The sequence below is a fragment of the Paenibacillus thalictri genome, from assembly GCF_004307995.1.
Taxonomy (GTDB): domain Bacteria; phylum Bacillota; class Bacilli; order Paenibacillales; family NBRC-103111; genus Paenibacillus_AF; species Paenibacillus_AF thalictri.
Window position 1 is genome coordinate 136,684 of the sequence record NZ_SIRE01000013.1, and the last position, 23,423, is coordinate 160,106.

The following is a 23,423-nucleotide window of genomic DNA, read 5'->3' on the forward strand; positions in this document are numbered from 1 at the left end:
AAAGGATAAAGGAGGTTTAACAAGTGCCCGTACATCCCTTGATCAAAATGGTATTGGATTCGATCCCCGTGTCTGCCGAAAAACATAAAATTATTCCGGAAGAACACAGAAAAGTGTTTAATGCACCCGTATTGCCTGTTGAACAACGCGTGAAGGTTTACGATGTAGAAGATACAATCGTTTCTACTCCGGATGCGGAAATTCCCGTAAGAATTTATACTCCGGATAACCGCGAGGTTTATCCACTGTTGATCTATTTCCACGGCGGCGCGTTTTTCTCGGGAAATTTGGAAAGCCACGATGAAATCATACGTCCGATTTGTATGGAATCCGGTTATAAAGTCATCGCTGTCGATTACCGTCTGGCGCCGGAGTATCCTTTCCCTGTTCCGTTGGAGGATTGCTACAACGTCACAAAATGGGCTGCTGAGCACCGGGAAGAGCTGCAATGGGACGGCCAAAACCTTGCGCTCGCCGGAGACAGCGCAGGCGGGAACCTGGTTGCGGCGGTCACTTATATGGCGCGTGACAGAAAAGAATTTGCCGTTACGAAGCAAGTATTGTTTTATCCGTCGCTGGATCTTGATTTTACGGAATTCCGTTATCCTTCGTTAATCGAAAACGGTAAAGGTTATTTTGTGGAGAGCGATCAAATCGCCGAGCATAACTCATTTTATTTATTAGGCGGCGCAGATACGCATCATCCGCTTGTGTCACCGCTCCGGGAACATAACTTGGAGCATCTGCCTGCAGCGCTTGTCATTACGGCGGAATTCGATCCGTTCCGCGACGAAGGTGAGTTATTTGCCGCTAAGTTAAAACAAAGCGGCGTGCAGGTGGAGTTAAAAAGATATGAAGGAGCGACCCACGGTTTCTTAGGTAAATTTACGCATTTGGATGAATATAAAAACGTTTATAAGTTAACGAGTGAATTTTTAAGATCGTAAGCCGGGTTGGCAGATTAGATTGTTTTTGTTTGATATAAGCGCAGATGAGGTTTGGCAGCAGGTTTTGTTAGCAAATAGCTATGTATTTACTTGCTGTTAGGCCTCTTTGGCTTGCTTTTTATCACATGCAATTGAAAACGCTTAAATGGGCGGCCGATTCAAATGTATGTATTTGTTATTATTTTAAGAAAGGGTGTACCCTATGGAGAAACGAAAGTTTTGGAGTTATGAAAATAAGTTGGTAACGATCTTTTTCTTTGTCATCGGTTTTGTTTTTTTTGACCGGCTCGCTATTAACTTTCTAGTTCCGTTTATCCAGAAGGACTTTACTTTAACCAATACGCAAATCGGCTTGCTTGGTTCGGCGTTATCGCTTGTGTGGGCATTCTCCAGCCCGCTGGGAGGTTTTTTGTCCGATAAGGTCAAAAGCAGAAAAACGGTTTTAGCTATTTTTGTTCTAGGTTTTTCTGTCATCTCTTTATCGCAAGGGCTGGTTGCGACTTTTGCCCTGCTGTTTGTGCTGAGAATGATTATGGGATTGCTGGAAGGTCCTATTGTGCCGATCACACAATCCATTCTGGTAGCGGAATCGTCGGAGTCACGTCGCGGGTTTAATCTAGGATTTACGCTGAACACGGCCAACGGCGTGTTTGGGAGCTTCTTGGCGCCGCTTGTCATCGTCGCTTTGGCCAATCTGTTTGATTGGCGAACCGCTTTTTATTTAACGATCATACCGGGCATTATGATCGTATTTTTCATTTGGAAGTCGGTGAGAGAACCGAAGCGACTGTCTGAAGAAGCCGCTTCGCAAACTTCCGCCATTGAGAAATTAAGCTTAAAAGATGTGCTTGGCCATCGGAATATATGGTTAACCGTGTTGATTTTCAGCTGTTTTATGATCTATTTGATGGCTTTCCAAATATTTGGTCCTGTTTACATGGTGAATGACAAACATATGTCTACGACAACGATGAGTTTTGTCATGGCAGCTTTTGGAGCCGGAACCGCGATCTTGGGGTTTGTTGTTCCCGCTATCTCAGATCGGATCGGCCGTAAGCCGACGGCGCTTATTTTTGGCTTTCTTTCGATATTTGCCCCGTTTGCTATTTTATATGTGCAATCCGAGATGCTTATGGTCGTTTTGGTATTCCTGTTTTCGTCGGGAATGGGTGTAGGCGCGTTACTGATGTCCGTTATACCGTCCGAATCCGTGCCTGCCAAATATCGCGGAATTGCCATCGGCTTAACTACGGGGATTGGGGAATTGTTCGGCGGCGTTCTGAACCCGATATTCAGCGGGATGGCCGCCGACGTCTGGGGACTTTCGGCACCACTTCTGATCAGCTCATGCGGCGCGCTGCTTGCTTTTATTTTATCGATGTTTTTGATCGAAACGGCTCCTGTGAAAATTCAGGCAAACAGCGGAATAAAAATGGATGTATAAGCTGGGGTGGACCCGCCGATCATTTCTGAGAGGATTAGAAGGATGGATACGATTGAAGCGCTGATCTTGGCTGCGCCTTACATGCAGGAAATCATCCGTGAGGATTGCAGTATTGCAATTCAAGATAGAGAGAAATTTATATATTTTCTCCCGTCAAAAACGATTGTTACCGGCGGTATTAAGACGGGAGACCCGCTGGCGCAAGACTCTACAAATTTTAAAATGCTGAAAAACGGCAGAGAAAAAAATGTCGTTCATATCCCGGCTTATAAGAAATCGGCTGCGCCGGTTGACGTGCTTTTTCTGCCGGTAACAGATGAACAAGATGAAGTTGTCGCCGCCGTCTGCGTCGCGTACAGCCGTGAAACACAAAATCGGTTGGAAATGTTAATCGGGGAAATCGAAAAAATCACCGATCAACTCGTCAATAACGTCCAGCATGTAGCTGCCCATTCGGCGGAATTGTCGGCTGCTTCGGAACAAGTTTTTGACTATGCCAAACAAGCTGTACAGAACTCGAAACAAGTGAGTCAGGTAACCAGCTTCATTCGGGAAATTTCCACGCAAACGAATCTGCTCGGTTTAAATGCTTCCATCGAAGCGGCCAGAGCCGGTGGCGAGGTGGGGGCCGGTTTTGGCGTTGTGGCGAAGGAAATACGCAGGCTCTCGGAAGATACGAAGAAAGCGACTGCGCGCATCGAAGATTCATTGTATAGCGTCATGTTGTCCAACAAGCAGATGGAAACCAGGGTGAGTGAAATTTCCTTATCTTCTTATGAACAATCGGAGCTCGTCGGCAGCTTTAGCGAAGTAATCGGCCAACTTCATGAAACTACCCATAAATTGAACATGTTTATCAAGAAATTGATTACTTACGAATCATAGCTCATAAACCGCTGCGTGCTGCTTCGCCAGATGCCGGGACGGATCTCGGAACCGTAAAAAAATAAAGATGCTCAGGAGGATGTGGCGTACTCCGTGAGCATCTCTTTTTTTAAGTTAAGCCCGTGCTCTCATTATTTGATACTTATCACAAAGTGGAAATAAATGTTGACTCAATACGATATATCGGTATATTATTACGATATATCGTATTGGAGGTGTTCAAACATGAAATTTCACAATCAGCATGTGGGACATAAGGAGTACAGCGAGCGGAGAAGATTTGATCAGAAAGGCGATCGGGGGCTGTTTTTGAAACATCGTCATGGAGGAGGAAGGCACGGTTTCGGCGGACATGGCGGAGGCAAACGTTTTTTTGAGCGCGGCAAATTCAAAATCGCTTTGCTTGAGCTGCTGGTCAAAGAACCGATGCACGGCTACCAGCTGATCAAGGCGATGGAAGAAAGCACGGGAGGTTTGTACACGCCAAGTCCGGGATCCGTGTACCCCAATTTGCAGCTGCTTGAAGACATGCAGCTTATCGGTTCCGGTGAAACGGACGGCAAAAAGCTGTACTATATCACCACGGAAGGACTGACCTACCTTCGCGAGCGGAAAAATGAAGAAGCGGATACGCCTTCGGAGGAAGGCTGGGAACATCGCGGGCGGCATCGGCTGCACGGCGGCCGAGGGGGTAAACATCAGCTGCGCGGATTTATGAAGGAATGGTCCGAGCTCATCTATCTGATGTCGCGAGCGGCGGAAGCGGCGCAGGAGCAGCCAATCTCCAAACAAGCGGAGTTTAACGAACTGATGGCCAAGTTTGAGGACAATTTAAAACAATTTTTGGAATCCGCCGCAAATCCGGGTGATGACGAAACCGTTACGTCCCAGCCCGAAGCGGATTTGTTACCGGAGGATAAACGGGATGACAAATAAGAGGTGGGGAAGGATGACCGGACAAATACAAGAACGCTCTGGGGATCACAGGATACTAAAGCTGATTCCGGCCCAAAGACCGTTAAGCTTCGATGCACCAATGGGGGAAGTGATCGTTTTTGAAATCTAACGGCATATTGAAGCCCTTTTTCAGGGAGTCATGGCGCCTGTATGTCTCATCGTTTACGCTGCATGCGGTCGCCGGCATCATATTTGCTTGTTTTCCGAAAGTGCTGGGCGAATTTACGGACCGGCTGCAGGCGGGAGAGTTGACGATGCAGGATGTCGCTCACTACAGCCTGCTGCTGCTGGCGATTGGAGCGGGCAACGCCGTCATCGGCGGATACGGCCAATATCTGGTGATGTATGTCGGCCGCTGGTTCGAATTTATTACGCGCCGCCAATTATTCGCGCATTTCTCGGAATTAAGCGAGCGTTTTTATTCGCAGAACGGCGTGGGCAAGATGCTCAGCTATTTCATGAATGACGTCACAAACGTCAGGGAATCGATCTCGAGGGGTTTCAATCAGATGATGGCGTCCACGCTGCTTTTGTTTTCGTGTATTGGCGCGATGATCGTAAGTGGGATTCCGCTTTATCTGATTGCGGCGTCCGTCTGTCCGCTGGTTCTGATCGCCTGGATCGTGACACGTTTTGGTCCGGCGATCCGTAAGCGGTCCTTGAAGGTGCAGGAGTCGCTGGGAGCGATGACGGAAGCCGCCGAGGAGCAGTTCGGAGGCATCCGCGTCACGAAGAAATTCGCTGTGGAGCGGATCATGATTGCACGCTTTGGCATTTACGTGGACAGGATACGCGACAATCAGCTGTCGCTCGTTCGGCTGAGCTCGTTTTTTCAAGCGTTGGTGCCGTTCCTTGGGGCCATGTCCTTAATGATCGCGCTGGCGCTTGGCGGGTATTTGGCCATGACGGGAACGATTACGCTGGGCAATTTTGTTGCGCTGATGTTGTATATCCGCCTGCTGATCAACCCGCTTGAGCAAATCGGCAACGTAATCAATACGGTGCAGCGCTCGTCCGCGTCCTTGCAGCGGTTAGACGATTTGGTCGCCGTTCAGCCGGACATCGTGGAAGCCAAAGACGCCGTTCCGGCCTCTCTTGAGCAAGGCGAAGTGGTGATCCAAGGGTTGACCTTCTTGTATCCGGAATCGTCGCAGCCCGCGCTGCGGGAGATCGATCTGGTCATCAAACCCGGCATGACGGTTGGCGTTGTCGGACGGACCGGCAGCGGCAAAACGACGCTTGTCAAACTGCTGCTGCGGACATATGAACCGCCAATCGGGACGGTGCGCGTTGGCGGCAAAGATATCCGGGAACTGACGCTCGACAGCTTGCGCAGCCAGATCGCTTATGTGCCGCAGGACGGTTTTCTGTTCAGTACGACCATCCGCGAGAATATTGCTTTCCCGAAGCGGGAGGCCGGGCAGCAGGAAATCGAAGACGCGGCCAAGCAGGCCCGCATCTATGACAATATTATCGAGTTTCCCGACCGCTTCGAGACGAAGCTGGGAGAACGGGGCGTCACTTTGTCCGGGGGACAACGCCAACGAACAAGTTTGGCGCGTGGCCTCATTAAGCAGGCGCCGGTGATGATCCTGGATGACAGCGTCAGCGCCGTCGATGCGGTAACCGAAACCGGGATTTTGCGCACGATCCAAGAGGAACGTCAAGGCAAAACTACAATCATTATCGCGAATCGCATCAGCGCACTGAAACACGCCGATCTTATTCTTGTCTTTGAGGGCGGACGCATTGTACAGCGCGGACAACACGAACAACTGCTTGCCGAGCCGGGGTTGTATGCAACGCTCCATGCGATTCAAGAGGAGGGGAGCCGCCATGCGGCAGGCCATTAACAACTGGCAGATGGACCTGAAGACGGGGGCGGGAGGCGGCAAGCCGCCGAAACAGCCGAAACCCCAATACCGGTCCGCCTTCCGGATACTGGGTTCTTACGCCGGGGAACATCGGGGCACCTTTTTCCTGGTTGCGGTATGTACGGTCATTGCGATTGCCGCCGAGCTGCTGCAGCCGTATTTGGTCAAAGTCGCCATTGACGATCATTTAATGGCGGGCAAGAAGGATTTCGGCAGCTTACTTATCATTTGCGGCATTTATTTGGCATTATCGCTAGCCGGATTTGTGTTTACTTATTTGCAAAACAATTTGCTGCAATACGCCGGACAAAGCATTGTCGCCAAAATCCGCAAGCAGCTGTTTGAGCATATTACCAAACTGTCCATGTCTTATTTTGACAAGACGTCTAATGGCAGCCTGATCACTCATGTTTCCAGCGATACCGAAGCGCTCAACCAGTTTTTTAATCAAGTGCTGCTTACGCTGCTGCGCGACGGCCTTATGCTGGTTTTCATCCTTGTGATGATGTTCCAGCTGGATGCAACGCTGGGGGTGTACTGCTTGGCGATTCTCCCGCTTATCGCGTTTATCGCCGTCGCATTCCGCTCTTTTGTCCGCAACACTTATCAGATGGCCCGTACGAGGTTGTCCCGACTTGTGGCGTTTGTGGCCGAGAATTTATCGGGTATGAACCTGATTCAAGTATTCCAGCAGCAAAAAGCGCAAGCCGAGCAGTTTAAAGAACGCAATGACGCTTACTTCAAAGCAAATGTTCGCGAGATCCGCAGCATGGTGCTGTTTAACAAGTCGTTTGATCTGCTCAGCAATCTGACGATCGCGTATGTAACATGGATCGGTGGCAAAGCGGTATTGGGCCATACGATTGAATTTGGCGTGTTGTATGCGTTTATTACGTATATCCGGCAGTTTTTCCAGCCGGTCAACGCCATTACACAGCAGTGGAATACGCTGCAATCGGCTACCGTTGCGGTCAACCGGATTTGGGGCCTGCTTGATATCCAGCCCGATATCGAAGACCGGCCGCAGCCGCTCCGGATTAATCGGGAGACGGTGCAAGGCGGCATCGACTTCAATCGCATTACATTTGGTTATGAAAGCGGCTCGCCGGTCATGCGCGGGCTTGATCTTCATATCGTTCCTGGCGAGATGGTTGGTATCGTCGGTACTACCGGGGCGGGCAAAAGCTCGCTGATCAGTCTGCTGTGCCGTTTCTATGATGTGCAGGAGGGAAGTATTCAGATCGATGGCATCGATATCCGCACATTGCCGCAAGAGGAGCTGCACCGGATCGTCGGTCTGGTCCAGCAGGAGCCGTATTTGTTTGCGGGAAGCATCATCGACAATGTCCGGATGTTCGACGAGAGCATTAGCCGCGAAGAGGTTATTCGTGCCTGCGAATTTGTCGGCGCCGATCCGCTGGTCCGGCTGATGAAGGACGGATACGATACCCGGTTGTCCGAACGCGGCAGCGGGTTGTCGGCCGGCGAACGGCAGCTGTTGTCTTTTGCCCGCATCATCGTTTTCCAACCGCGCATTCTCATCCTGGACGAAGCTACGGCGAACCTCGACTCTCAGACGGAGCAGTTGATCCAGCAGGCGCTGCAGGCCGTATCCCAAGGCCGCACGACGATCGTTATTGCGCACCGTTTATCCACCATCATGCAGGCCGACCGGATTCTTGTCATGCGCCAAGGTGCTATCGTAGAGACGGGAACGCATTCGCAACTGCTTGCGAAGCAAGGATATTACGAGCAATTGTACCGCCATTCGCAAGGCGAGTTGGACAATCGGGAGGCGCGGGCGAGCTTGTGATTGCAAATATACAATAACAGGAGGATGTTTAATGTTAATTCAAACAAGAACGATTGTGGTACAAAAAGGAATGGCGGACGCTGTAGTTGAACGTTTTATGAAAGATAGCCCGATGGATGCGATGGAAGGGCTAATTGACAAAACTGTTATGGTTAATCGCAAGAAACAGGATGACCAGGAAGAAGTGGTTGTGATGATTCGCTGGGAGTCCGTAGAAAGCTGGAAAAACTGGGAGAAAAGCGATGCACATATTCAAGGCCACAGGCAAAACCACGGCAAGCCAAAACCTGAATATATGATCAGCACGGCGGTGAATATGTACGAAGTCAAGGCGATTAAAGAAGGTATGAAAAAATAACCGAAGGTCAAATAGAGGACGATTGTTTTTGCGAGTCCATCGATATACGAAAGAACGGTTGGAAGGGGCAAACCCCGGCCAGCCTTTTTTTTGTTCAACTGCTATCTTGACAGAAAATCGGGATTAAGCTGAGAATAGAAGGAACCTGTTTGTGAATTTACGGAAAGAGAGGTACGGGATGAATTCAAAACGCTCCATTCGCACCAAAATTGTACTGGGCTTCACTGCCGTTATTGCGCCGCTCGTATTTTTTCTTATTTACAACAATTATTACGCCATGTCCGTCGTGCGCGGGCAGGTGTCGGTCAATTATGAAAATCTGCTTGATCAATATGTGAAAAACAACGACAATGTGCTCGATGAAATCAATTATTATTTGTACCAAATGAACAACGATCCCAATATTGGTATGCTGGGCGGCGATGTGACGGATAGCGACGAGCATGTGCTGACGACGGTCAGGGTGTTAAACCAGTTAAACACCGGTGTCGCTTATTTTAACAAAGTGGATTCTTTTTTTATTTATAACAAAAAACGGGACGATCTGACCTTATCATCCCGCGGGAACACGGCGGAGCGAATTGCATTTATTCATGAGCAGCTGCCTAAGATATTGGAACTGAAAGAAACGACTTCCTTCTACAATTGGATGACGATCAAAACCGGAAACAGCTACGGGCTGGTGCATCTGTATCAGCTTAATTCCGATCTGTATGCGGGAGCCTGGATGAATGTCGAGAGTTTGGAGAACCCTCTTGTCTCCTGGGAGCTCGGTCAAGGCGGCGGGGTGATCCTCGATTCGCCGCTGGGTACGGTGACCAACACGGCTTTTCCTGTGGACAAGTATGCCGAGATGAGAACGAACATGGCGAGTTTGTCCGATTCGTCCCATGTTATCCATGTGCTGGATTCCCCTTATTTATTGATTAAGAAAGATTCGCGTTTCTCTAACATTTCGTTTTACCTGGCCGTGTCTGAAGCACATATGTTTCAGAGGCTTCCCTATTTTCAAATCGCCGTTTATTTGATTCCGTTAGGCGGCGTCATACTGGTCGGTTTCTATCTGCTGTTTTTGCGGCGCGCCTTTTTTAAACCGCTTTCCGAGCTGATCCGCGGCATGCGCAAAATCGGACAAGGGGTGTTCGATTTCCGGTTAAAGGAAAACAGCTCCGCCGAATTCGCTTTTATGAGCACGGCGTTTAATGACATGGCCGGCCACATCGAGCGGCTGAAAATTGAAGTGTACGAGGAAAACATGAAGGTCCAGCAGGCGGAGTTCAAACATTTGCAATCGCAAATCAATCCGCATTTCTATTTGAACAGCCTGAATATCATTTATAATTTGGCTGCTTTGAAGGATTATAAGCTGGTACAGAAGATGTCCCTGCATTTGGCTGGTTATTTCCGGTTTACGATCCGCCATAATCAGACGTCCGTTACACTGCAGGAAGAGCTGAGGCACATTGAAAACTACCTGGAGATTCAGCAGCTGCGTTTTCCCGGCAAATTGTCGTTTGCTTTCTCGGTGCCTCCCGAGCTGGAGCGGTATCAGATTCCGCCGTTAACGCTGCAGCCGTTTGTGGAGAACAGCATCATACACGGATTTAGGAATGGCACGCAAATACTCGAAATTCACATATCGGGGCTGTTGAAGCGGGGAGCGGTTGGCGATGAGCTGATGCTGACCGTCTCGGATAATGGAACCGGCTTTGCGGTAGAGGTGCTCGACATGCTGCGGAATCACGAAGGGACACGTTTGGCGGAAGACGATCATGTAGGCATCTGGAATGTCGTCCGCAGACTCAAATTATACGTCGGAGAAGCAGCGTCCGTATCGTTCTCCAATACCGTTCCTCATGGAGCGACTGTCACTTTATGTTTACCTGCGAAACAAGGAGAATTTCAATTGCGAAAGGAAGAGCTGCGATGAACATGCTTGTTGTGGACGATGAATATTTTGCCGTTAAGGGGATCACGCAAGGAATTGAATGGCATGATCTTGCCATTGAACATATTTATGAGGCGATGGACACTTCACTCGCCAAGGACATCATGACGTCTCACCGCATTGATGTGCTCATCTCGGATATTGAAATGCCGGGTGAAAACGGGCTGCAGCTGCTGGAATGGGTGCGTCTTCATTCTCCCGGTACGGAAGTGATCTTTTTGACCGGGCATGCCAATTTCAGTTACGCGCAAAAAGCGATCCAGCTGGGAAGTTTCGATTATGTGCTTAAACCGATTGATCACGACATGCTGAAGGATATCGTGGCGAAGGCTGTACGGCAAATCCGCGCGGAAAACGAGTTTCAGAATCTGCATGAAACGTACAAAATGTATTCGCAGCAGTGGCGCCAGCAGCTCCCGGTTCTGGTTGAACGCTTCTGGCAGGACTTGTTGTCGAGCCGTATCGACCGTTCCCCGCAAAGACTGGACAAATATTTTCAGCAGCTTCATATCCCCCTTACGCCCGAAAGCAGCGTGTCGCTTGTGCTGCTCAGCATCGAGCGATGGAAGCTGGGGTTTTCTACGCAGGATGAAGAAATTATGGAATATGCGATTCGCAAGACAGCCTCGGAAGTCATTCTGCAGGATTCCCCCGGCGTGGTCATAGAGGATCCCAAAGGAAATATGTTCGTCATTATTTATCATTCCGGCGAAGTCCTTATAACCGATTTGCAGCAGCGCTGTGAGGCATTCATCCAAGCCTGCGGACAGTATTTTCACTGCATCGTATCGTGTTATATCGGTTTGCCGGAGTTGTTGTCCGCTGTAGATCGGTCCGTTCAAAAGCTGCTTTCCATGGAGTGGAAAAACGTCGGGCAAAGCTGCAGCGTTATGATCGAAGAAGACAAGGCGGACGGCGAAAGAGGCGATCATCACATCGCCATGCAGCAGCTTCCCGAGTTTGCCGACTGGTCCGTCCTTTACGAGCTCGGGAAAAAGGACGAGCTGTTCAAGCGAATCGATGAATATTTCCGCTGCATTCAGCAAAACGGAGCCCAAGCGGAGCTGCTGGAAGCTTTTTATCATGGCATCCTTCATATGGTTTACAATTTGCACCACCGCAAGGGACTGTCGATCCGGCAGTCGGAATTCGGCGCGAAAGCCGACGACCCCAGTGCGCTTCGGTCTCCCCAGCACTTAAAAGCATGGGCTTGCGACTTCCTTGAGAACGGGATGGAGTTGTTATCCGAAACACAGACCAACGTATCTTCCTTGATCGGAAAAGTGCAGGCTTATATCAACAGCCGTCTGCAGGAGGAAGAATTGTCGCGGGAACAAATCGCCGCTTCGGTCTACTTAAACCCGGCGTATCTTTCCCGTTTATTTAAGAAGGAGACCGGTATTACGTTAACGGATTTTATTGTCAAGGAACGAATGGAGAGGGCAAAGGAGCTGCTGAAGGAAGGAACGTTAAAAATCAGCTCGATCGCCGAACAGACAGGTTACTCCCACTTCTCCCATTTTGCCAAGTCGTTCAAAAAAATCGTAGGCATGACACCCCAGGAGTACCGGAAACAATTCCACGATATCAGAGAATAGTCACAAAAGTGCTATTCGGGTCACCTGCAGCCATTTTCAGCCGTATAAGCGAGTGGTAATCTTAGTATCAACACGGAACCGTGTGTTAATTAAACAGACGTGAAAGGGGATTCATCACTTGAGAAAGTTATTCAAATTGGCTGCCGGAGCGCTTGTGTTAAGCCTCGCCGTCACCGGCTGCGGAAGCCCGGCTCCTGACAATTCCACTTCGGGCAAAACAGATTCCAACGCAGCCGCCGGCAAACCTTACAAGCTAAAGCTGGTATACAGAGCTGCACCGCAGAAGGATACGCAGGCGGTGCAAGAAGCGGTCAATAAATATCTGGAGCCGAAAATCAACGCAACGGTGGAAATTCAGCAAATCGACCTTGGTCAATGGAACGACAAAACCAACCTGATGATCGCCTCGCGCGAGCCGGTCGACGTCATCTTCACCGCTCAAGCGATTGGATATGCCACCAACGTGGGCAAAGGCGCGTTTTTAGCGCTCAATGACGACAATTTGACGGTCAACGGCAAGAAAATCGGCAATTTGCTGCAGCAGTACGGTAAGGGCATAACGGATTCGCTGGATCCGCTCTTTTTGAAAGGATCGCAAATTGACGGCAAAAACTTCGGCGTTCCGACCAATAAAGAATTGGCCAGCCAAGGGGGTTATGTGTTCCGCAAGGACTTGGCCGAGAAACTTGGTATTCTGGATCAAGTGAAAAACATCAAATCCAACGACGACCTGGAAGCTTTGCTTAAAATCGTAAAGGAAAAAATGCCGGACATTACTCCGCTTTATTTGGCTAATGGCATTACCGCACCAAGGACGGCCGAAGATTGGGATTACATGGGCGACAGAAAAGTACCGGGTGTGATTCGCAAGACCGGGAAAGAAACCAAGGTGTTAAGCCAATACGATACGCCGGAATATGTCAAAGAGGTTACGCTCGCCCGTAAATTGATGCTGGCCGGGGTAATTAACAAAGATGCTGCCACAACAACGGTGGACGTATTATCCGCTCTGAAAAGCGGCAAAGTGTTTATGATTCCCGCTTTGCTGAAGCCGGGCAAAGCCGACGAATTGGCGATTGCTTACAATATGCAGGGCATGCTGGAACAAGTCGCCGTAACAAAAAAGACCCTTTCCACCAGCGAAACGACAGGAGCCATACTGGCGATTTCCAGCACATCCGGCGATCCAGTAAAGGCAATGCAGTTCATCAATCTGCTGCATACGGATAAGACGTTAAACAACCTGATCAACTTCGGCAGCGAAGGTGTTCATTATACGAAAGTATCCGACAATGTGATCAAATCCACGGACAAAACTTCGGATTATAATACAGGTACGGCATGGGAGCTAGGCAATCAATTTCTGAATTACGTCTGGTCGACGGAAGACCCGAACAAATGGGACAAGTTTAAGCAGTTCAACACGGATGTCACCCAATCTCCGGCGCTTGGCTTCACGTTTGACGTAAGCCCGGTCAGCACGGAAGTAGCGGCCATCGCCAATCTGAGCAAGCAATACGACACATCGATTGAAACCGGTTCCGTCGATCCCGAGAAGATTTTGCCGGAATACAAGGAGAAGCTGAAGGCGGCAGGTCTTGATAAATTGATCGCCGAAAAGCAAAAACAGCTGGACGCTTATCTCGCCAAACAGAAATAACGGCATCGCCATCGTTCAATAGGCCGCAAACGGTCTGCGGCCTATTCCATCGCACCGCCACATGATGAAGATAGCTGCATATAGAGGGAGAGAACAATTGTGAATCAGGTCGAAAGGGCTATCGCGGCTCCCGGCGCCAAATCGCATGTCAAAGTGTCATTTTTACGCAACGTCCGAAAATATTGGATATTTTACATCATGATGCTTCCGGCGATCATCCTGCTGTTTATTAACAACTATATGCCGATGTTCGGCGTACTGATTGCTTTCAAGAACGTCAATTATCAGCAAGGCATTTGGGGCAGCCCCTGGGTAGGTTTAACCAATTTCAAGTTTTTGTTTGCCAGCAACGATGCTTGGGTCATCACACGCAATACACTGCTGTATAACGTCGTATTTATCGTGTTTAACCTGATTTTTCCGGTTGCCTTCGCGATTATGTTTAATGAGCTGCGGAACAAGCTGCTGGCCAAGTTTCATCAAAGCGTGCTGTTTTTGCCTCATTTTTTATCTTGGGTTGTCGTCAGCTTTTTGCTGTTTGCTTTTCTTGGGCAGGAGCACGGCTTAATGAATATGAAGCTGCTGCCTGCGTTAGGTTTGGAACCGAAGGAATGGTACGCCAAGCCGGAATATTGGCCTTATATCCTGCCGCTTGTAAACCTGTGGAAACACATGGGTTATTATACCGTGATTTATTTGGCTGCGATTGTCGGAATTGACCGCGAATGTTATGAAGCCGCATATTTGGACGGCGCCTCCAAGTGGCAGCAAATTCGCAACATTACGATTCCTTTGCTTTTTCCCGTCATCATCACGATGACGCTGCTGCAAATCGGACGGATTTTTTATGCGGACTTCGGCTTGTTTTTCCAGGCTACGATGAATGCGGGAGCGCTGTATCCTACAACCTCAGTCATTGATACCTATGTATATAACAGCTTCTTGGTCACCGGTAATATCGGCATGTCTTCTGCGGCCGGTTTGTATCAATCCGTTGTCGGATTGCTGATGGTTTTGGGCTCCAACCTGATCGTCAGAAAAATCAGCAAAGAAAACGCATTGTTCTAAAGGGGAGAAACTAGACTTATGGCAAAGCGTTACCATGGCCCCGACGCCATTTCCAACCGCTCCAATCTGATCATACAACTTATTTTTTGGCTGTATACGTGCTGCTGCATTTTGCCGCTGCTGCTGATCGTTGCGGTGTCCTTTTCCGATGAGAAGCAGGTATTGATTCATGGCTACAGCTTTATTCCCGAGCAGTGGAGTTTGGATGCATACCGCTTTCTGTTCAAAGATTATATGCAAATCATCCGTTCCTACGGGATTTCGTTTCTGGTGACCATTGCGGGAACGATCCTCAGCGTCATCATTATGTCGCTGTACGCTTACCCGATTTCACGGAGGGATTTTCCACACCGTAACTTTTTCTCGTTGTTTGTTTTTTTCACGATGCTGTTTAACGGCGGGCTTGTGCCGTTTTATCTCGTATACACCCAGGTGTTGAACCTGAAAAATACACTGCCGGCTTTGATTGTGCCTTATCTCGTTCAGGCGTTTTTTGTCCTGCTGCTGCGCACCTTCTTTACCAACTCCGTGCCGGCGGCGCTGATCGAATCGGCGAAAATCGACGGAGCAAGCGAGCTGCGCATTTTTACAAGCATCATCATTCCGCTTTCCTTGCCCGTGCTGGCTACCGTGGCTTTGTTCCAAACGATGCATTACTGGAACGACTGGTTTTTAAGCTTGATCTTCATCTCTGATGAGCGGAATGTCAATCTGCAGTTCTTGATGTACAAAACGCTGATGAATATTCAATTCCTTGCCCAAAACGCAGATGCTGCGGCCGAAGCGCAAGCAAACGGTGCAGTATTCAACTTTCCTACGGAAACGGTGCGTATGGCGATGGCGGTTATTGGCGTCGGTCCTATCGTGTTTGCGTTTCCTTTCTTCCAGCGCTACTTTGTGCAGGGGCTGACCGTCGGCGCGGTGAAAGGGTAATCTGAAAACGGGGTTGTCTGATCAGGGATTGTTCTATCCCGGGAGACAGCCCCGTTTTTTTCGTTAAACAATAAGCTTGCGCCAAATCGAGGTCGCTTGTCCTTGAAGCCTTCGTTGTAAGCAAACACAACCGCCCCAGCTACCTCATAGACGACCGCAGCATATAAAATTGCTTGGCCAGATATTGCGGCGTATACGGCATGTCGTTTCGCAGCCAAGCGATAATCGTCCCGATTAAGGAGGAAGAGCCGTACCATATGGCGATATCCTTTTGAATGCCGGCGGTAGCGAGGTAAGCGTCCATGCTGTCTATTTTGGCCGTAATCAAATCCGTCAGCAGCTTTAACAGCCGGTCCATAAAGATCGGAGTCCGTTTCATGGCAAGGATGACTTTATAAAATGTCGCGTGTTCGGCAATATGCTCAAGCAAATAAACCAGTATTGTGATTTCCTCTTCCGGCGAATTCGAATTTGCCGGCGCTTTTTTTAACACCGCATAAATGTCCCCAATCATTTCATCCGCCATTTTCTCGACCATATCCGGAATGTCCCGATAATGCAAATAAAACGTTACGCGATTGATAGTGGCTCGCTCGGCAAGGCGGTTCACCGTTATTTTCTCGATATCCATTTCCTGAAGCAATTCAACAAAAGCATCCCTGAGCAGCTGCCGCGTACGGACAATGCGGGGATCTGTGCGGCCGGACGTAGAATCCATCTTGATGGCCTCCTTTCTTCTATAAAGGGGAGCTACAATTTCATGGAAAGTGTCGTATTTTTACCAAAAAAACGACGGAAATGAATGATCTGTATATTACTTTACATTTCAGCGCGAACTGTTGCTTGTAAATATGTGCCTTCTTCATATAATCTACTTTATATGATGTAAATTATACGACAAGTTGTAAATTAAGTCGATGAAGATGTGGGAATAGGTGGGTGCTGAACATGAGTGAATCTCTCCGTGCAGAAAATAAACCTCAAAGTGACGGCTCCATGTGGCTGGCGCTGATCGCCATTGTATTAGGCACGTTTGTTTCCGTTTTGAACAGCAGTCTGATGAATGTGGCGCTGACCAAATTCGTGGCTGTATTTGGTTCGGATGTAAGCACGGTTCAATGGGTGATTACCGCTTATATGCTCGCTTCAGCCGTGGTGATCCCGATGAGCGGTTACTTGGGCGAGCGGTTCGGCAATAAAAACATCTTTATATGGTCGGTCGCCGGTTTTACCGCCGGCTCTGTCTTATGCGGGTTGGCCTGGAACGCATCGTCGCTGATATTATTTCGGATCATTCAAGGCATTGCCGGCGGTTTTATTATGCCGGTCGGGATGGCTATTATCTACACGATTTTCCCCAGAGAAAAAACCGGCATGGCGCTTGGATTATGGGGAGTTGCGGCAATGGTCGCGCCCGCGCTGGGGCCGACGTTCGGCGGGTATTTGATTCAATATTACAGCTGGCGGCTGCTGTTTTTCATTAATATTCCGATCGGTATTTTTGCCGTGGTGATGGGACAGATTCTGCTGAAAGCGTCCCCTAGAAAAACAGGGCTTAAGTTTGATCTGGCCGGCGCGGTTTTATCCATCCTGTTTTTTGGCTCCTTGTTGCTGGCGCTAAGCAAAGGACAGTCGGAGGGTTGGACGTCGCTGTTTATCGTCAGTCTGCTGTTCGTAGCTGTGTCCTCTTTGATGCTGCTGCTTTGGGTGGAACTTACCGTCAAGCAGCCCGTGCTGGATTTGCGGATTTTTAAAAACATGAAATTTTCGTTTAGCGTCATCTCTTCGTGCCTTGTTATGATCGGGATGATGGGCGGAACATTTTTGACCCCGCTGTATTTGCAAAACATCCATTCGTTGAATGCGATGGAAACAGGGTTGCTGATGATGCCGCAGGCGTTTATTATGGCGTTGATGATGCCGATTGCGGGAAAGCTGTTTGATAAAATCGGCATACTGCCGCTGGGGGTTGCGGGTTTAACGATTCTGGGGATTACAACTTTGAAGCTTCATCAATTGACAACCGATACGCCTAACGAATGGTTAAACGTGGTGCTGTGCATCCGTTCCGTCGGAATCGGCCTTTGTATGATGCCGCTGACCTCCGCAGGCATGAACGCCTTGTCGGCTCAACAGATCGGCAACGGTTCGACGCTTTCCAATGTGTGCCGCCAGGTGGCGGGTTCAATGGGGATCGCGTTGTTTACGGCCATTATGAGCAGCAGGCAAATTTTCCACTACGCGCATATTAACGAAAGTGTGTCCGTCGATTCCTACGTGGCCAACAATGTCATTTCTGGGATGGCCGGGCAAGTGTATCAGTGGTCTGTCGATATGAGCACGGCAACGGGGATGGCGACATCCGTGTTGGCTGGCATTATGCAGAAGGAAGCATTGGCTCGGGCCATTTCCGATACGTTTTATTTATCTGCGATTCCCGCTATATTGTGTATTCCCGTCGTATTTTTCTTAAGGACCAGAAAAAAACAGCAGCCGGCGAAGGAACCTTCCGCTGCCGATACGGGAACGCCAACAGCGGCGCGCCAAGTGGAGGCGCCAGGCTCTGAGCCTGTACAGGCGTAGGCTTAGGTAAGGTCTCTGAACGCCCCATTTTGAGAACGCAAAGTACTTCGCTACGTTGCCACGATAGCAGGCAAAAAAAGAATCGTTTAAGATGGAAAATGGTTACGCGGCAAATATGTCGTGTAACCGTTTTTCTTTTTTTGCAGCTAAGCTGCAGCCGATGGTTATTTCTTGTTCATATCGCGCAAGATACATGGCGGGGCGGATTCTGCATCTCCACAATCGGAAAACCTCTACCATTTATTTACTTGTGCCGTCTTTTTGATTGTATTATAGTTACTTATAAGAAGTCATTTTATTTCAAAACATAAGTTACTAAATGAAAGGTGGATTCATTCATGAGCAGCATTGGTTCAATCGATACAGAGTTAACTCCGGAAGTGAAAGCAAATCGTCAAGCACAATACCCGGTTTCCCCGTTATTTCTAAACCGCTGGTCTCCGCGTTCGTTTAAAAACGATAAAATTTCGGAGCAGCATCTGAACGCGATTCTGGAAGCGGCTCATTGGGCGCCGTCATCTTTTAACGATCAGCCTTGGCGGTTTATCGTAGCCGATACGGACGAACAATTAAACGTGTTCCATCAAATTTTGAACGACTTCAACCGGTCTTGGGCCGATAAAGCTCCTGTACTTGTGCTGGTTGCTTCCGATAAGCTGAGAGCGAACGGCGACCCTAACGGCGCCCATGCTTTTGATGCAGGTACCGCATGGGGATATATAGCTCTGCAAGCTAGTTTGCTCGGTATCGCCAGCCACGCGATCGGCGGTTTCGACCGCGATAAAGCGAGAACACTGCTGAATATTCCGGATCAATACGAACTTCACGCTATGGTAGCTCTTGGGTATCAGGATGACCGCAGCAAGCTGCCGGAAGGAATGCGTGAACGTGAAGAACCGAATACACGCGTGGATTTAGATAAGGTCGTTTTTAGAGGGAAATTGTAATCTCCCGCGGCACGTTGCCGATCGTCAAACAGACGGCTCATGTAAGTTTTCTTCCAGACATAGTATGGCACCGAATGTCGCAACATAATAACGTCATTCATTCATACATGCAAAGGAGATCATCACAATGAGCCATCAGAAACGGCGTGAAGAAGCGGCATGGAAAAGCCGCAAGGAGCAGCAAAACCCGCACGGTAAAATTAAATCGTTTAAGGAACTAACCGAAGAAAACGATTCGACAGCGAAATAAAACTGCTGAAATTTACCCGTAGATTCAGCCGGCATGGCGACATGCCGGATTATTTTTGTTTTCCGGTAGCATACTGATAAAGTGTATGTTTGTCCAAAAGGGGATTTGTTATGCGATTACAGCACCTCCGGCTTATTGCTGCGGCGATGAGCTGTTTGATAATGATAAGCGGATGCGGGCCCAAGCAAACGGAAACGCCCGAATCCCTAACGTCGCCTCCGGCTTCTGTTCATCCTGCGACACCTGGACAGTCACCTGTGGTGCAGGAGCCATCCAAGCCCGACGACCCTGCCGCAGCACTAACCGCGCAGCTGAGCCTGCCGGAAAAGCTCGGGCAGATGGTGCTTGTTGGCATGGAGGGAGCTGCGATGCAGCAGGAAATCCGTGGAATGATCAGCGATCGCCATGTCGGCGGGATTATTTTATATGGCAACAACATTGTTTCGCCGCAGCAGTTAAGTGAGCTTGTTAATGAGTTGAAAAAAGCGAATCGCGAAACCGGAGCAAAGCTGCCGCTGCTTCTGAGCGCGGATCAGGAGGGCGGGCGCGTTTCACGGCTGCCTCAGGATATTGATGTTTTTCCGAACAGCCGGTCCGTGGGCAATACAAACGATCCGAAATATGCGTTTCGGGTCGGAACGGCGCTCGGAGAAGCGATGAAAGCGGCCGGGTTTAATACCGATTTTGCCCCGGTGCTTGATGTGAATACGAATCCGGCGAACCCGGTTATCGGCGATCGTTCCTTCGGTACCACTGCCCAAACGGTAAGCGAGATGGGGGTACAAGAGATGCTGGGGATTAAATCTCAAGGGGTGATTCCTGTCGTAAAGCATTTTCCCGGTCATGGCGATACTTCCGTTGACTCGCATTTTGGGCTCCCAATAGTGGATCACGATTTGGAGCGGCTGCGCTCGGTCGAATTTGTACCGTTTGCTGCCGCGATTAAGGAAGACGCACCGATGGTAATGGTTGCCCATATCTTGATGACCAAGCTGGATCCGAATACGCCGAGCTCAATGTCATCTATTGTCATCGGGCAATATTTAAGGAACGAGCTGCAGTATAAAGGCGTTGTTATCACGGATGACATGACCATGGAGGCGATCGGAAAAACCGCGTCGATCGGCGCCGCGGCGGTACAAGCCGTATTGGCCGGCGCGGACATTGTTCTTGTGGGACACGACCCGGCGCAGCAAAAAGCGGTGCTTGAAGCGCTGGCGGATGCGGTGGATAGCGGCAAAATCCCGCAAAAAACCATCGATGAAAGCGTAAATCGAATCGCTAAGCTGAAGCTGGGCTTCGGATTAACCGATGAGCCGGTTTCGATGCCCGACGTCCCTGCTCTCAATAAACATATCCGCGAGCTGCTAAGCAAATAAGATAGGATAGATCTTAGGCTTCATGCCTGCTGATCTGTCCTTTTTTTGTTCCATCATTTGCATTGAATGGGAATGCTCAATCATTCAAAGCTGCGTCGGGCTGATGCACAAGTGACGAAGATCACTGAATTTTACAGGAAACGACTTTATGATGGAAACAAAAAATGGGAAATTCCCCATTATCATAAAGGACTGAGCTTATGCCGCAGTATCTTGTATACGTTCTCGCAAGCGGGCTGGCCATAACCTTCGGCACTTCGGTTGTTCTTTTGTTTATTTTGTACACGAGAGCAATTCCGTTTGAACAACGATGGAAGGGAATACTTCAGGCCGCGTCCGAGTTGTCCATTGTTGCGACAGATCTTAAGGGGACGATTACTTTTTTTAACAGCGGCGCGGAAAAAATGCTCGGTTACAAGGCTGAAGAGCTCATCGGCATAAGCACCCCTTATCTATTCCACGATCCCGATGAGGTCATTATACGCGGAAGAGAACTGTCCGCCGAACTAGGCAGAAAAGTGGAAGGGTTTGACGTATTTGTGGAATCGTCCAATAAAGGGAAAGCGGAGAAAAAAGAATGGACCTACATCCATAAGAACGGGACTCTGATTCCCGTCACCTTGATCGTCATGCCGATTCGAAACGCGCGGTCGGAAATAACCGGACATCTAGGGGTTGCCCTCGACATATCCAAGGAAAAAATGCTGGAGCAAGATTTGCGAAAAAGCGAAGCCGATTACCGATTTCTGCTTGATCATTCGCCTAATATTGTCATTGTGCACCAAGGCCCGCGTATCCGGTTTATGAACAAGGTTGCTGTCGCTATGTTGGGCTTCGCCGCGGAAGAGGAAACATGGAATGTCTCTATGGATGAATTGGTTGATCTGCAATATCGCGATGAGTTATACAGCGTTTCCCGCACAAAAAAGCTTACGGAAATCGTCATGTTGTGCCGTACGGGCAAGCACATGGCGGTGGAGTCCCATCTGGTGACGGTAAATTATCGCGGAGAACCGGCGCAAATGATGATCGCCAAGGATATTACGGCGAACAAACAAGCTGCCGAAATGAATAACCGGCTGATTTCGATATTGGAGGAAACGGAGCATTATATCGGCATGGCCGACGTTGACGGCAAGCTGTTATATTTGAATACTTTTATGAAAAAAATGCTCGGTTTCACGGATGAAAACGAAGGGACCGGCATGTTGTTAACCGATTTGTACCCAAAGTGGGAGGGAACGCTGATCCGGCGCGAAGCTTTGGACAAGGCATCCAAGCAAGGAAGCTGGAGCGGGGAGACTGTATTTCTGCGGAAGGACTATCAGCTGCTGCCGGTATACCAGACGATTCTCGCTCACAAGGATCCATCCGATCGCATCCAGTATTATTCGCTGGTGGCGAGAGATTTATCGGTGATTCGAGCGGAAGAGGAAGCCAGATTGTCCAAAGTCATTATTCAGAAAACGCTGGAAGCGCAGGAAAAAGAACGGACTGCGCTGGCCCGTGAGCTTCACGATCATATCGGGCAGTCGCTCTATTTTGTATCGATCAATTTACACACATTAAGCGGAAAACCGGAAGTCATGCCATACGACGAGCTGATTCAGAGTATGCTGGAGCAGCTTGACGGCGCCATCGTCGAAATCCGTTCGCAGTTGTTCCGTCTGCGGCCGCAGCTGCTGGAGCATCTCGGGCTTGCGGCTTCCATCCAACATTTAGTTCGTTCTTACCAGCTTGCTTACCCTCATATGGACATCCGTTTTGTTCATCAGGCCGCAACACGCGGCATTGACTCGAATACGGAAATTCATCTCTATCGAATCGTACAGGAAGGCTTAAGCAATGCGATCAAACATGCCGAAGCAACCCGGATTGAGATCATCTTGAGCTGGGAGGAAAACGAGCTCCGGATTCAAATTTGGGATGACGGACGGGGGATCGATAAGAAAAACGTGGGAGTGGGAATGGGATTACGCCATATGGAAGAAAGGGTAAACGCTTTAAACGGAACTTTCCACATGTACACGGGGTCCCATTGCGGCACCAAATTGACAGCGGCGATCCCTCTGCCTCCGGGAGCCGCCGCGCAAGAGGAGGCATAAGGAAGATTGGTCAGAAATGCAGCAGACCGTGCTTAAACGCGTAACTGACCAACTCTTGCCGTGTATGCAATTGCAGCTTTTTCATGATTTTCGCTTTATGCGCTTCTACGGTTTTTACGGAAATATACAGGGAATACGCGATTTCCTTGTGGGAATAACCTTTGGCGAGCAGGGAGACGATGTCGCATTCGCGCTGAGTTAGAGAGGAGAATTCGCTTGGCTGCTGGCCGTTTTTCATTTTTTCGAGCAGCGGTCCGATCAGTTCTTTTGCAGCCTGCTGATACAAATAAGTCTCGTTGCGGTACAACGCGCGAATTGCACTTATGACTTCCATTTGCTGCGCTGTTTTTAAAATATAACCCGTTGCTCCTGCCTTGATAGCATTAAAAAGCAAATCTCTGTCGTCATACATCGTCAGAATGAGAATTTCGGTTTCGGGCAAAGCGGTTTTGAGCCGGTACGTGGCGGACAGGCCGTTTTCCCCGGCCATGCTGATGTCCATCATAATTACATCGGGCTTGAGGCGCATGGCGGCCTCGAAAGCTTCGGATCCGTTGCCAGCCATACCGACGACGGTCATATCTTCCTGTGCATTAACTAACATCGATAACCCCGACAGAAGCACGGCATGATCGTCTACCAGCATTACCCTAATTGGCATATCTTTCCCTCTC

The 23,423-nt window shown here is 49.2% G+C and carries 19 protein-coding genes; 17 read left to right on the top strand and 2 right to left on the bottom strand.

Annotation, left to right across the window (positions count from 1 at the left end; translation table 11 throughout):
* Positions 1-23: 23 nt before the first annotated feature.
* From EYB31_RS19250 to EYB31_RS19305, 12 genes are all read left to right on the top strand, one after another.
* A complete protein-coding gene (locus EYB31_RS19250) occupies positions 24-947 on the top strand; it encodes an alpha/beta hydrolase (protein ID WP_131015035.1) in 924 nt (307 codons plus the stop codon).
* A gap of 202 nt (positions 948-1,149) precedes the next feature.
* On the top strand, positions 1,150-2,391 hold the full coding sequence (locus EYB31_RS19255; protein WP_131015036.1) for an MFS transporter: 1,242 nt from the start codon (positions 1,150-1,152) through the stop codon (positions 2,389-2,391).
* Positions 2,392-2,433: 42 nt separating this feature from the next.
* The gene (locus EYB31_RS19260; protein ID WP_131015037.1) at positions 2,434-3,276 is read left to right on the top strand and encodes a methyl-accepting chemotaxis protein; all 843 of its coding nucleotides are present in this window, start codon (positions 2,434-2,436) and stop codon (positions 3,274-3,276) included.
* A gap of 225 nt (positions 3,277-3,501) precedes the next feature.
* Positions 3,502-4,212 (top strand): PadR family transcriptional regulator, encoded by a 711-nt coding sequence (locus EYB31_RS19265; protein ID WP_131015038.1) that lies wholly within the window; start codon positions 3,502-3,504, stop codon positions 4,210-4,212.
* A gap of 119 nt (positions 4,213-4,331) precedes the next feature.
* Positions 4,332-6,086, top strand: a complete 1,755-nt coding sequence (locus EYB31_RS19270; RefSeq protein WP_131015039.1) for an ABC transporter ATP-binding protein — start codon at positions 4,332-4,334, stop codon at positions 6,084-6,086.
* Positions 6,070-7,920 (top strand): ABC transporter ATP-binding protein, encoded by a 1,851-nt coding sequence (locus EYB31_RS19275; protein ID WP_131015040.1) that lies wholly within the window; start codon positions 6,070-6,072, stop codon positions 7,918-7,920. Before EYB31_RS19270 ends, EYB31_RS19275 begins: the two co-directional genes overlap by 17 nt.
* Positions 7,921-7,951: 31 nt before the next feature.
* Positions 7,952-8,278, top strand: coding sequence for an antibiotic biosynthesis monooxygenase (locus EYB31_RS19280; protein ID WP_131015041.1), 327 nt, complete (start codon positions 7,952-7,954; stop codon positions 8,276-8,278).
* Between the two features lie 178 nt (positions 8,279-8,456).
* Positions 8,457-10,208 carry a sensor histidine kinase gene (locus EYB31_RS19285; RefSeq protein WP_131015042.1) on the top strand — a complete coding sequence of 584 codons (1,752 nt, stop codon included), beginning with the start codon at positions 8,457-8,459 and terminating at the stop codon, positions 10,206-10,208.
* Positions 10,205-11,824, top strand: coding sequence for a response regulator (locus EYB31_RS19290; RefSeq protein WP_165452492.1), 1,620 nt, complete (start codon positions 10,205-10,207; stop codon positions 11,822-11,824). Before EYB31_RS19285 ends, EYB31_RS19290 begins: the two co-directional genes overlap by 4 nt.
* A 118-nt stretch (positions 11,825-11,942) precedes the next feature.
* Complete coding sequence (locus EYB31_RS19295; protein ID WP_131015044.1) at positions 11,943-13,484, top strand: ABC transporter substrate-binding protein; 1,542 nt, start codon at positions 11,943-11,945, stop codon at positions 13,482-13,484.
* 96 nt (positions 13,485-13,580) lie between these two features.
* Positions 13,581-14,552, top strand: a complete 972-nt coding sequence (locus EYB31_RS19300) for an ABC transporter permease (protein WP_420819456.1) — start codon at positions 13,581-13,583, stop codon at positions 14,550-14,552.
* An 18-nt stretch (positions 14,553-14,570) separates the two neighbouring features.
* Complete coding sequence (locus EYB31_RS19305; RefSeq protein WP_131015045.1) at positions 14,571-15,485, top strand: carbohydrate ABC transporter permease; 915 nt, start codon at positions 14,571-14,573, stop codon at positions 15,483-15,485.
* A 139-nt stretch (positions 15,486-15,624) separates the two neighbouring features.
* Here the strand turns inward: EYB31_RS19305 and EYB31_RS19310 are convergent, their stop codons facing one another.
* On the bottom strand, positions 15,625-16,203 hold the full coding sequence (locus tag EYB31_RS19310; protein WP_131015046.1) for a TetR/AcrR family transcriptional regulator: 579 nt from the start codon (positions 16,201-16,203) through the stop codon (positions 15,625-15,627).
* A 230-nt stretch (positions 16,204-16,433) separates the two neighbouring features.
* Here EYB31_RS19310 and EYB31_RS19315 point away from each other — a divergent pair, with 230 nt between their 5' ends.
* From EYB31_RS19315 to EYB31_RS19330, 5 genes are all read left to right on the top strand, one after another.
* Positions 16,434-18,068, top strand: a complete 1,635-nt coding sequence (locus EYB31_RS19315; protein WP_131015047.1) for a DHA2 family efflux MFS transporter permease subunit — start codon at positions 16,434-16,436, stop codon at positions 18,066-18,068.
* Between the two features lie 338 nt (positions 18,069-18,406).
* On the top strand, positions 18,407-19,015 hold the full coding sequence (locus tag EYB31_RS19320; RefSeq protein WP_131015048.1) for a nitroreductase family protein: 609 nt from the start codon (positions 18,407-18,409) through the stop codon (positions 19,013-19,015).
* Between the two features lie 127 nt (positions 19,016-19,142).
* The gene (locus EYB31_RS40945; protein WP_240762593.1) at positions 19,143-19,265 is read left to right on the top strand and encodes a DUF6254 family protein; all 123 of its coding nucleotides are present in this window, start codon (positions 19,143-19,145) and stop codon (positions 19,263-19,265) included.
* Between the two features lie 110 nt (positions 19,266-19,375).
* Positions 19,376-20,644: a beta-N-acetylhexosaminidase gene (nagZ, locus tag EYB31_RS19325; protein ID WP_240762595.1), complete on the top strand. Its 1,269-nt coding sequence runs from the start codon at positions 19,376-19,378 to the stop codon at positions 20,642-20,644.
* Positions 20,645-20,844: 200 nt separating this feature from the next.
* A complete protein-coding gene (locus EYB31_RS19330) occupies positions 20,845-22,749 on the top strand; it encodes a PAS domain-containing sensor histidine kinase (RefSeq protein ID WP_131015049.1) in 1,905 nt (634 codons plus the stop codon).
* Positions 22,750-22,759: 10 nt separating this feature from the next.
* Here the strand turns inward: EYB31_RS19330 and EYB31_RS19335 are convergent, their stop codons facing one another.
* The gene (locus EYB31_RS19335) at positions 22,760-23,410 is read right to left on the bottom strand and encodes a response regulator transcription factor (RefSeq protein ID WP_131015050.1); all 651 of its coding nucleotides are present in this window, start codon (positions 23,408-23,410) and stop codon (positions 22,760-22,762) included.
* Positions 23,411-23,423: the final 13 nt, after the last annotated feature.

What these genes read in the sequence shown, in the direction of transcription:
- EYB31_RS19255 (WP_131015036.1), top strand. Translation starts at nt 1,150, where the DNA reads ATGGAGAAACGAAAGTTTTGGAGTTATGAAAATAAGTTGGTAACGATC.
- EYB31_RS19260 (WP_131015037.1), top strand. Translation starts at nt 2,434, where the DNA reads ATGGATACGATTGAAGCGCTGATCTTGGCTGCGCCTTACATGCAGGAA.
- EYB31_RS19265 (WP_131015038.1), top strand. Translation starts at nt 3,502, where the DNA reads ATGAAATTTCACAATCAGCATGTGGGACATAAGGAGTACAGCGAGCGG.
- EYB31_RS19275 (WP_131015040.1), top strand. Translation starts at nt 6,070, where the DNA reads ATGCGGCAGGCCATTAACAACTGGCAGATGGACCTGAAGACGGGGGCG.
- EYB31_RS19280 (WP_131015041.1), top strand. Translation starts at nt 7,952, where the DNA reads ATGTTAATTCAAACAAGAACGATTGTGGTACAAAAAGGAATGGCGGAC.
- EYB31_RS19285 (WP_131015042.1), top strand. Translation starts at nt 8,457, where the DNA reads ATGAATTCAAAACGCTCCATTCGCACCAAAATTGTACTGGGCTTCACT.
- EYB31_RS19290 (WP_165452492.1), top strand. Translation starts at nt 10,205, where the DNA reads ATGAACATGCTTGTTGTGGACGATGAATATTTTGCCGTTAAGGGGATC.
- EYB31_RS19305 (WP_131015045.1), top strand. Translation starts at nt 14,571, where the DNA reads ATGGCAAAGCGTTACCATGGCCCCGACGCCATTTCCAACCGCTCCAAT.
- EYB31_RS19310 (WP_131015046.1), bottom strand. Translation starts at nt 16,203, where the DNA reads ATGGATTCTACGTCCGGCCGCACAGATCCCCGCATTGTCCGTACGCGG.
- EYB31_RS19315 (WP_131015047.1), top strand. Translation starts at nt 16,434, where the DNA reads ATGAGTGAATCTCTCCGTGCAGAAAATAAACCTCAAAGTGACGGCTCC.
- EYB31_RS19320 (WP_131015048.1), top strand. Translation starts at nt 18,407, where the DNA reads ATGAGCAGCATTGGTTCAATCGATACAGAGTTAACTCCGGAAGTGAAA.
- EYB31_RS40945 (WP_240762593.1), top strand. Translation starts at nt 19,143, where the DNA reads ATGAGCCATCAGAAACGGCGTGAAGAAGCGGCATGGAAAAGCCGCAAG.
- nagZ (WP_240762595.1), top strand. Translation starts at nt 19,376, where the DNA reads ATGCGATTACAGCACCTCCGGCTTATTGCTGCGGCGATGAGCTGTTTG.
- EYB31_RS19330 (WP_131015049.1), top strand. Translation starts at nt 20,845, where the DNA reads ATGCCGCAGTATCTTGTATACGTTCTCGCAAGCGGGCTGGCCATAACC.
- EYB31_RS19335 (WP_131015050.1), bottom strand. Translation starts at nt 23,410, where the DNA reads ATGCCAATTAGGGTAATGCTGGTAGACGATCATGCCGTGCTTCTGTCG.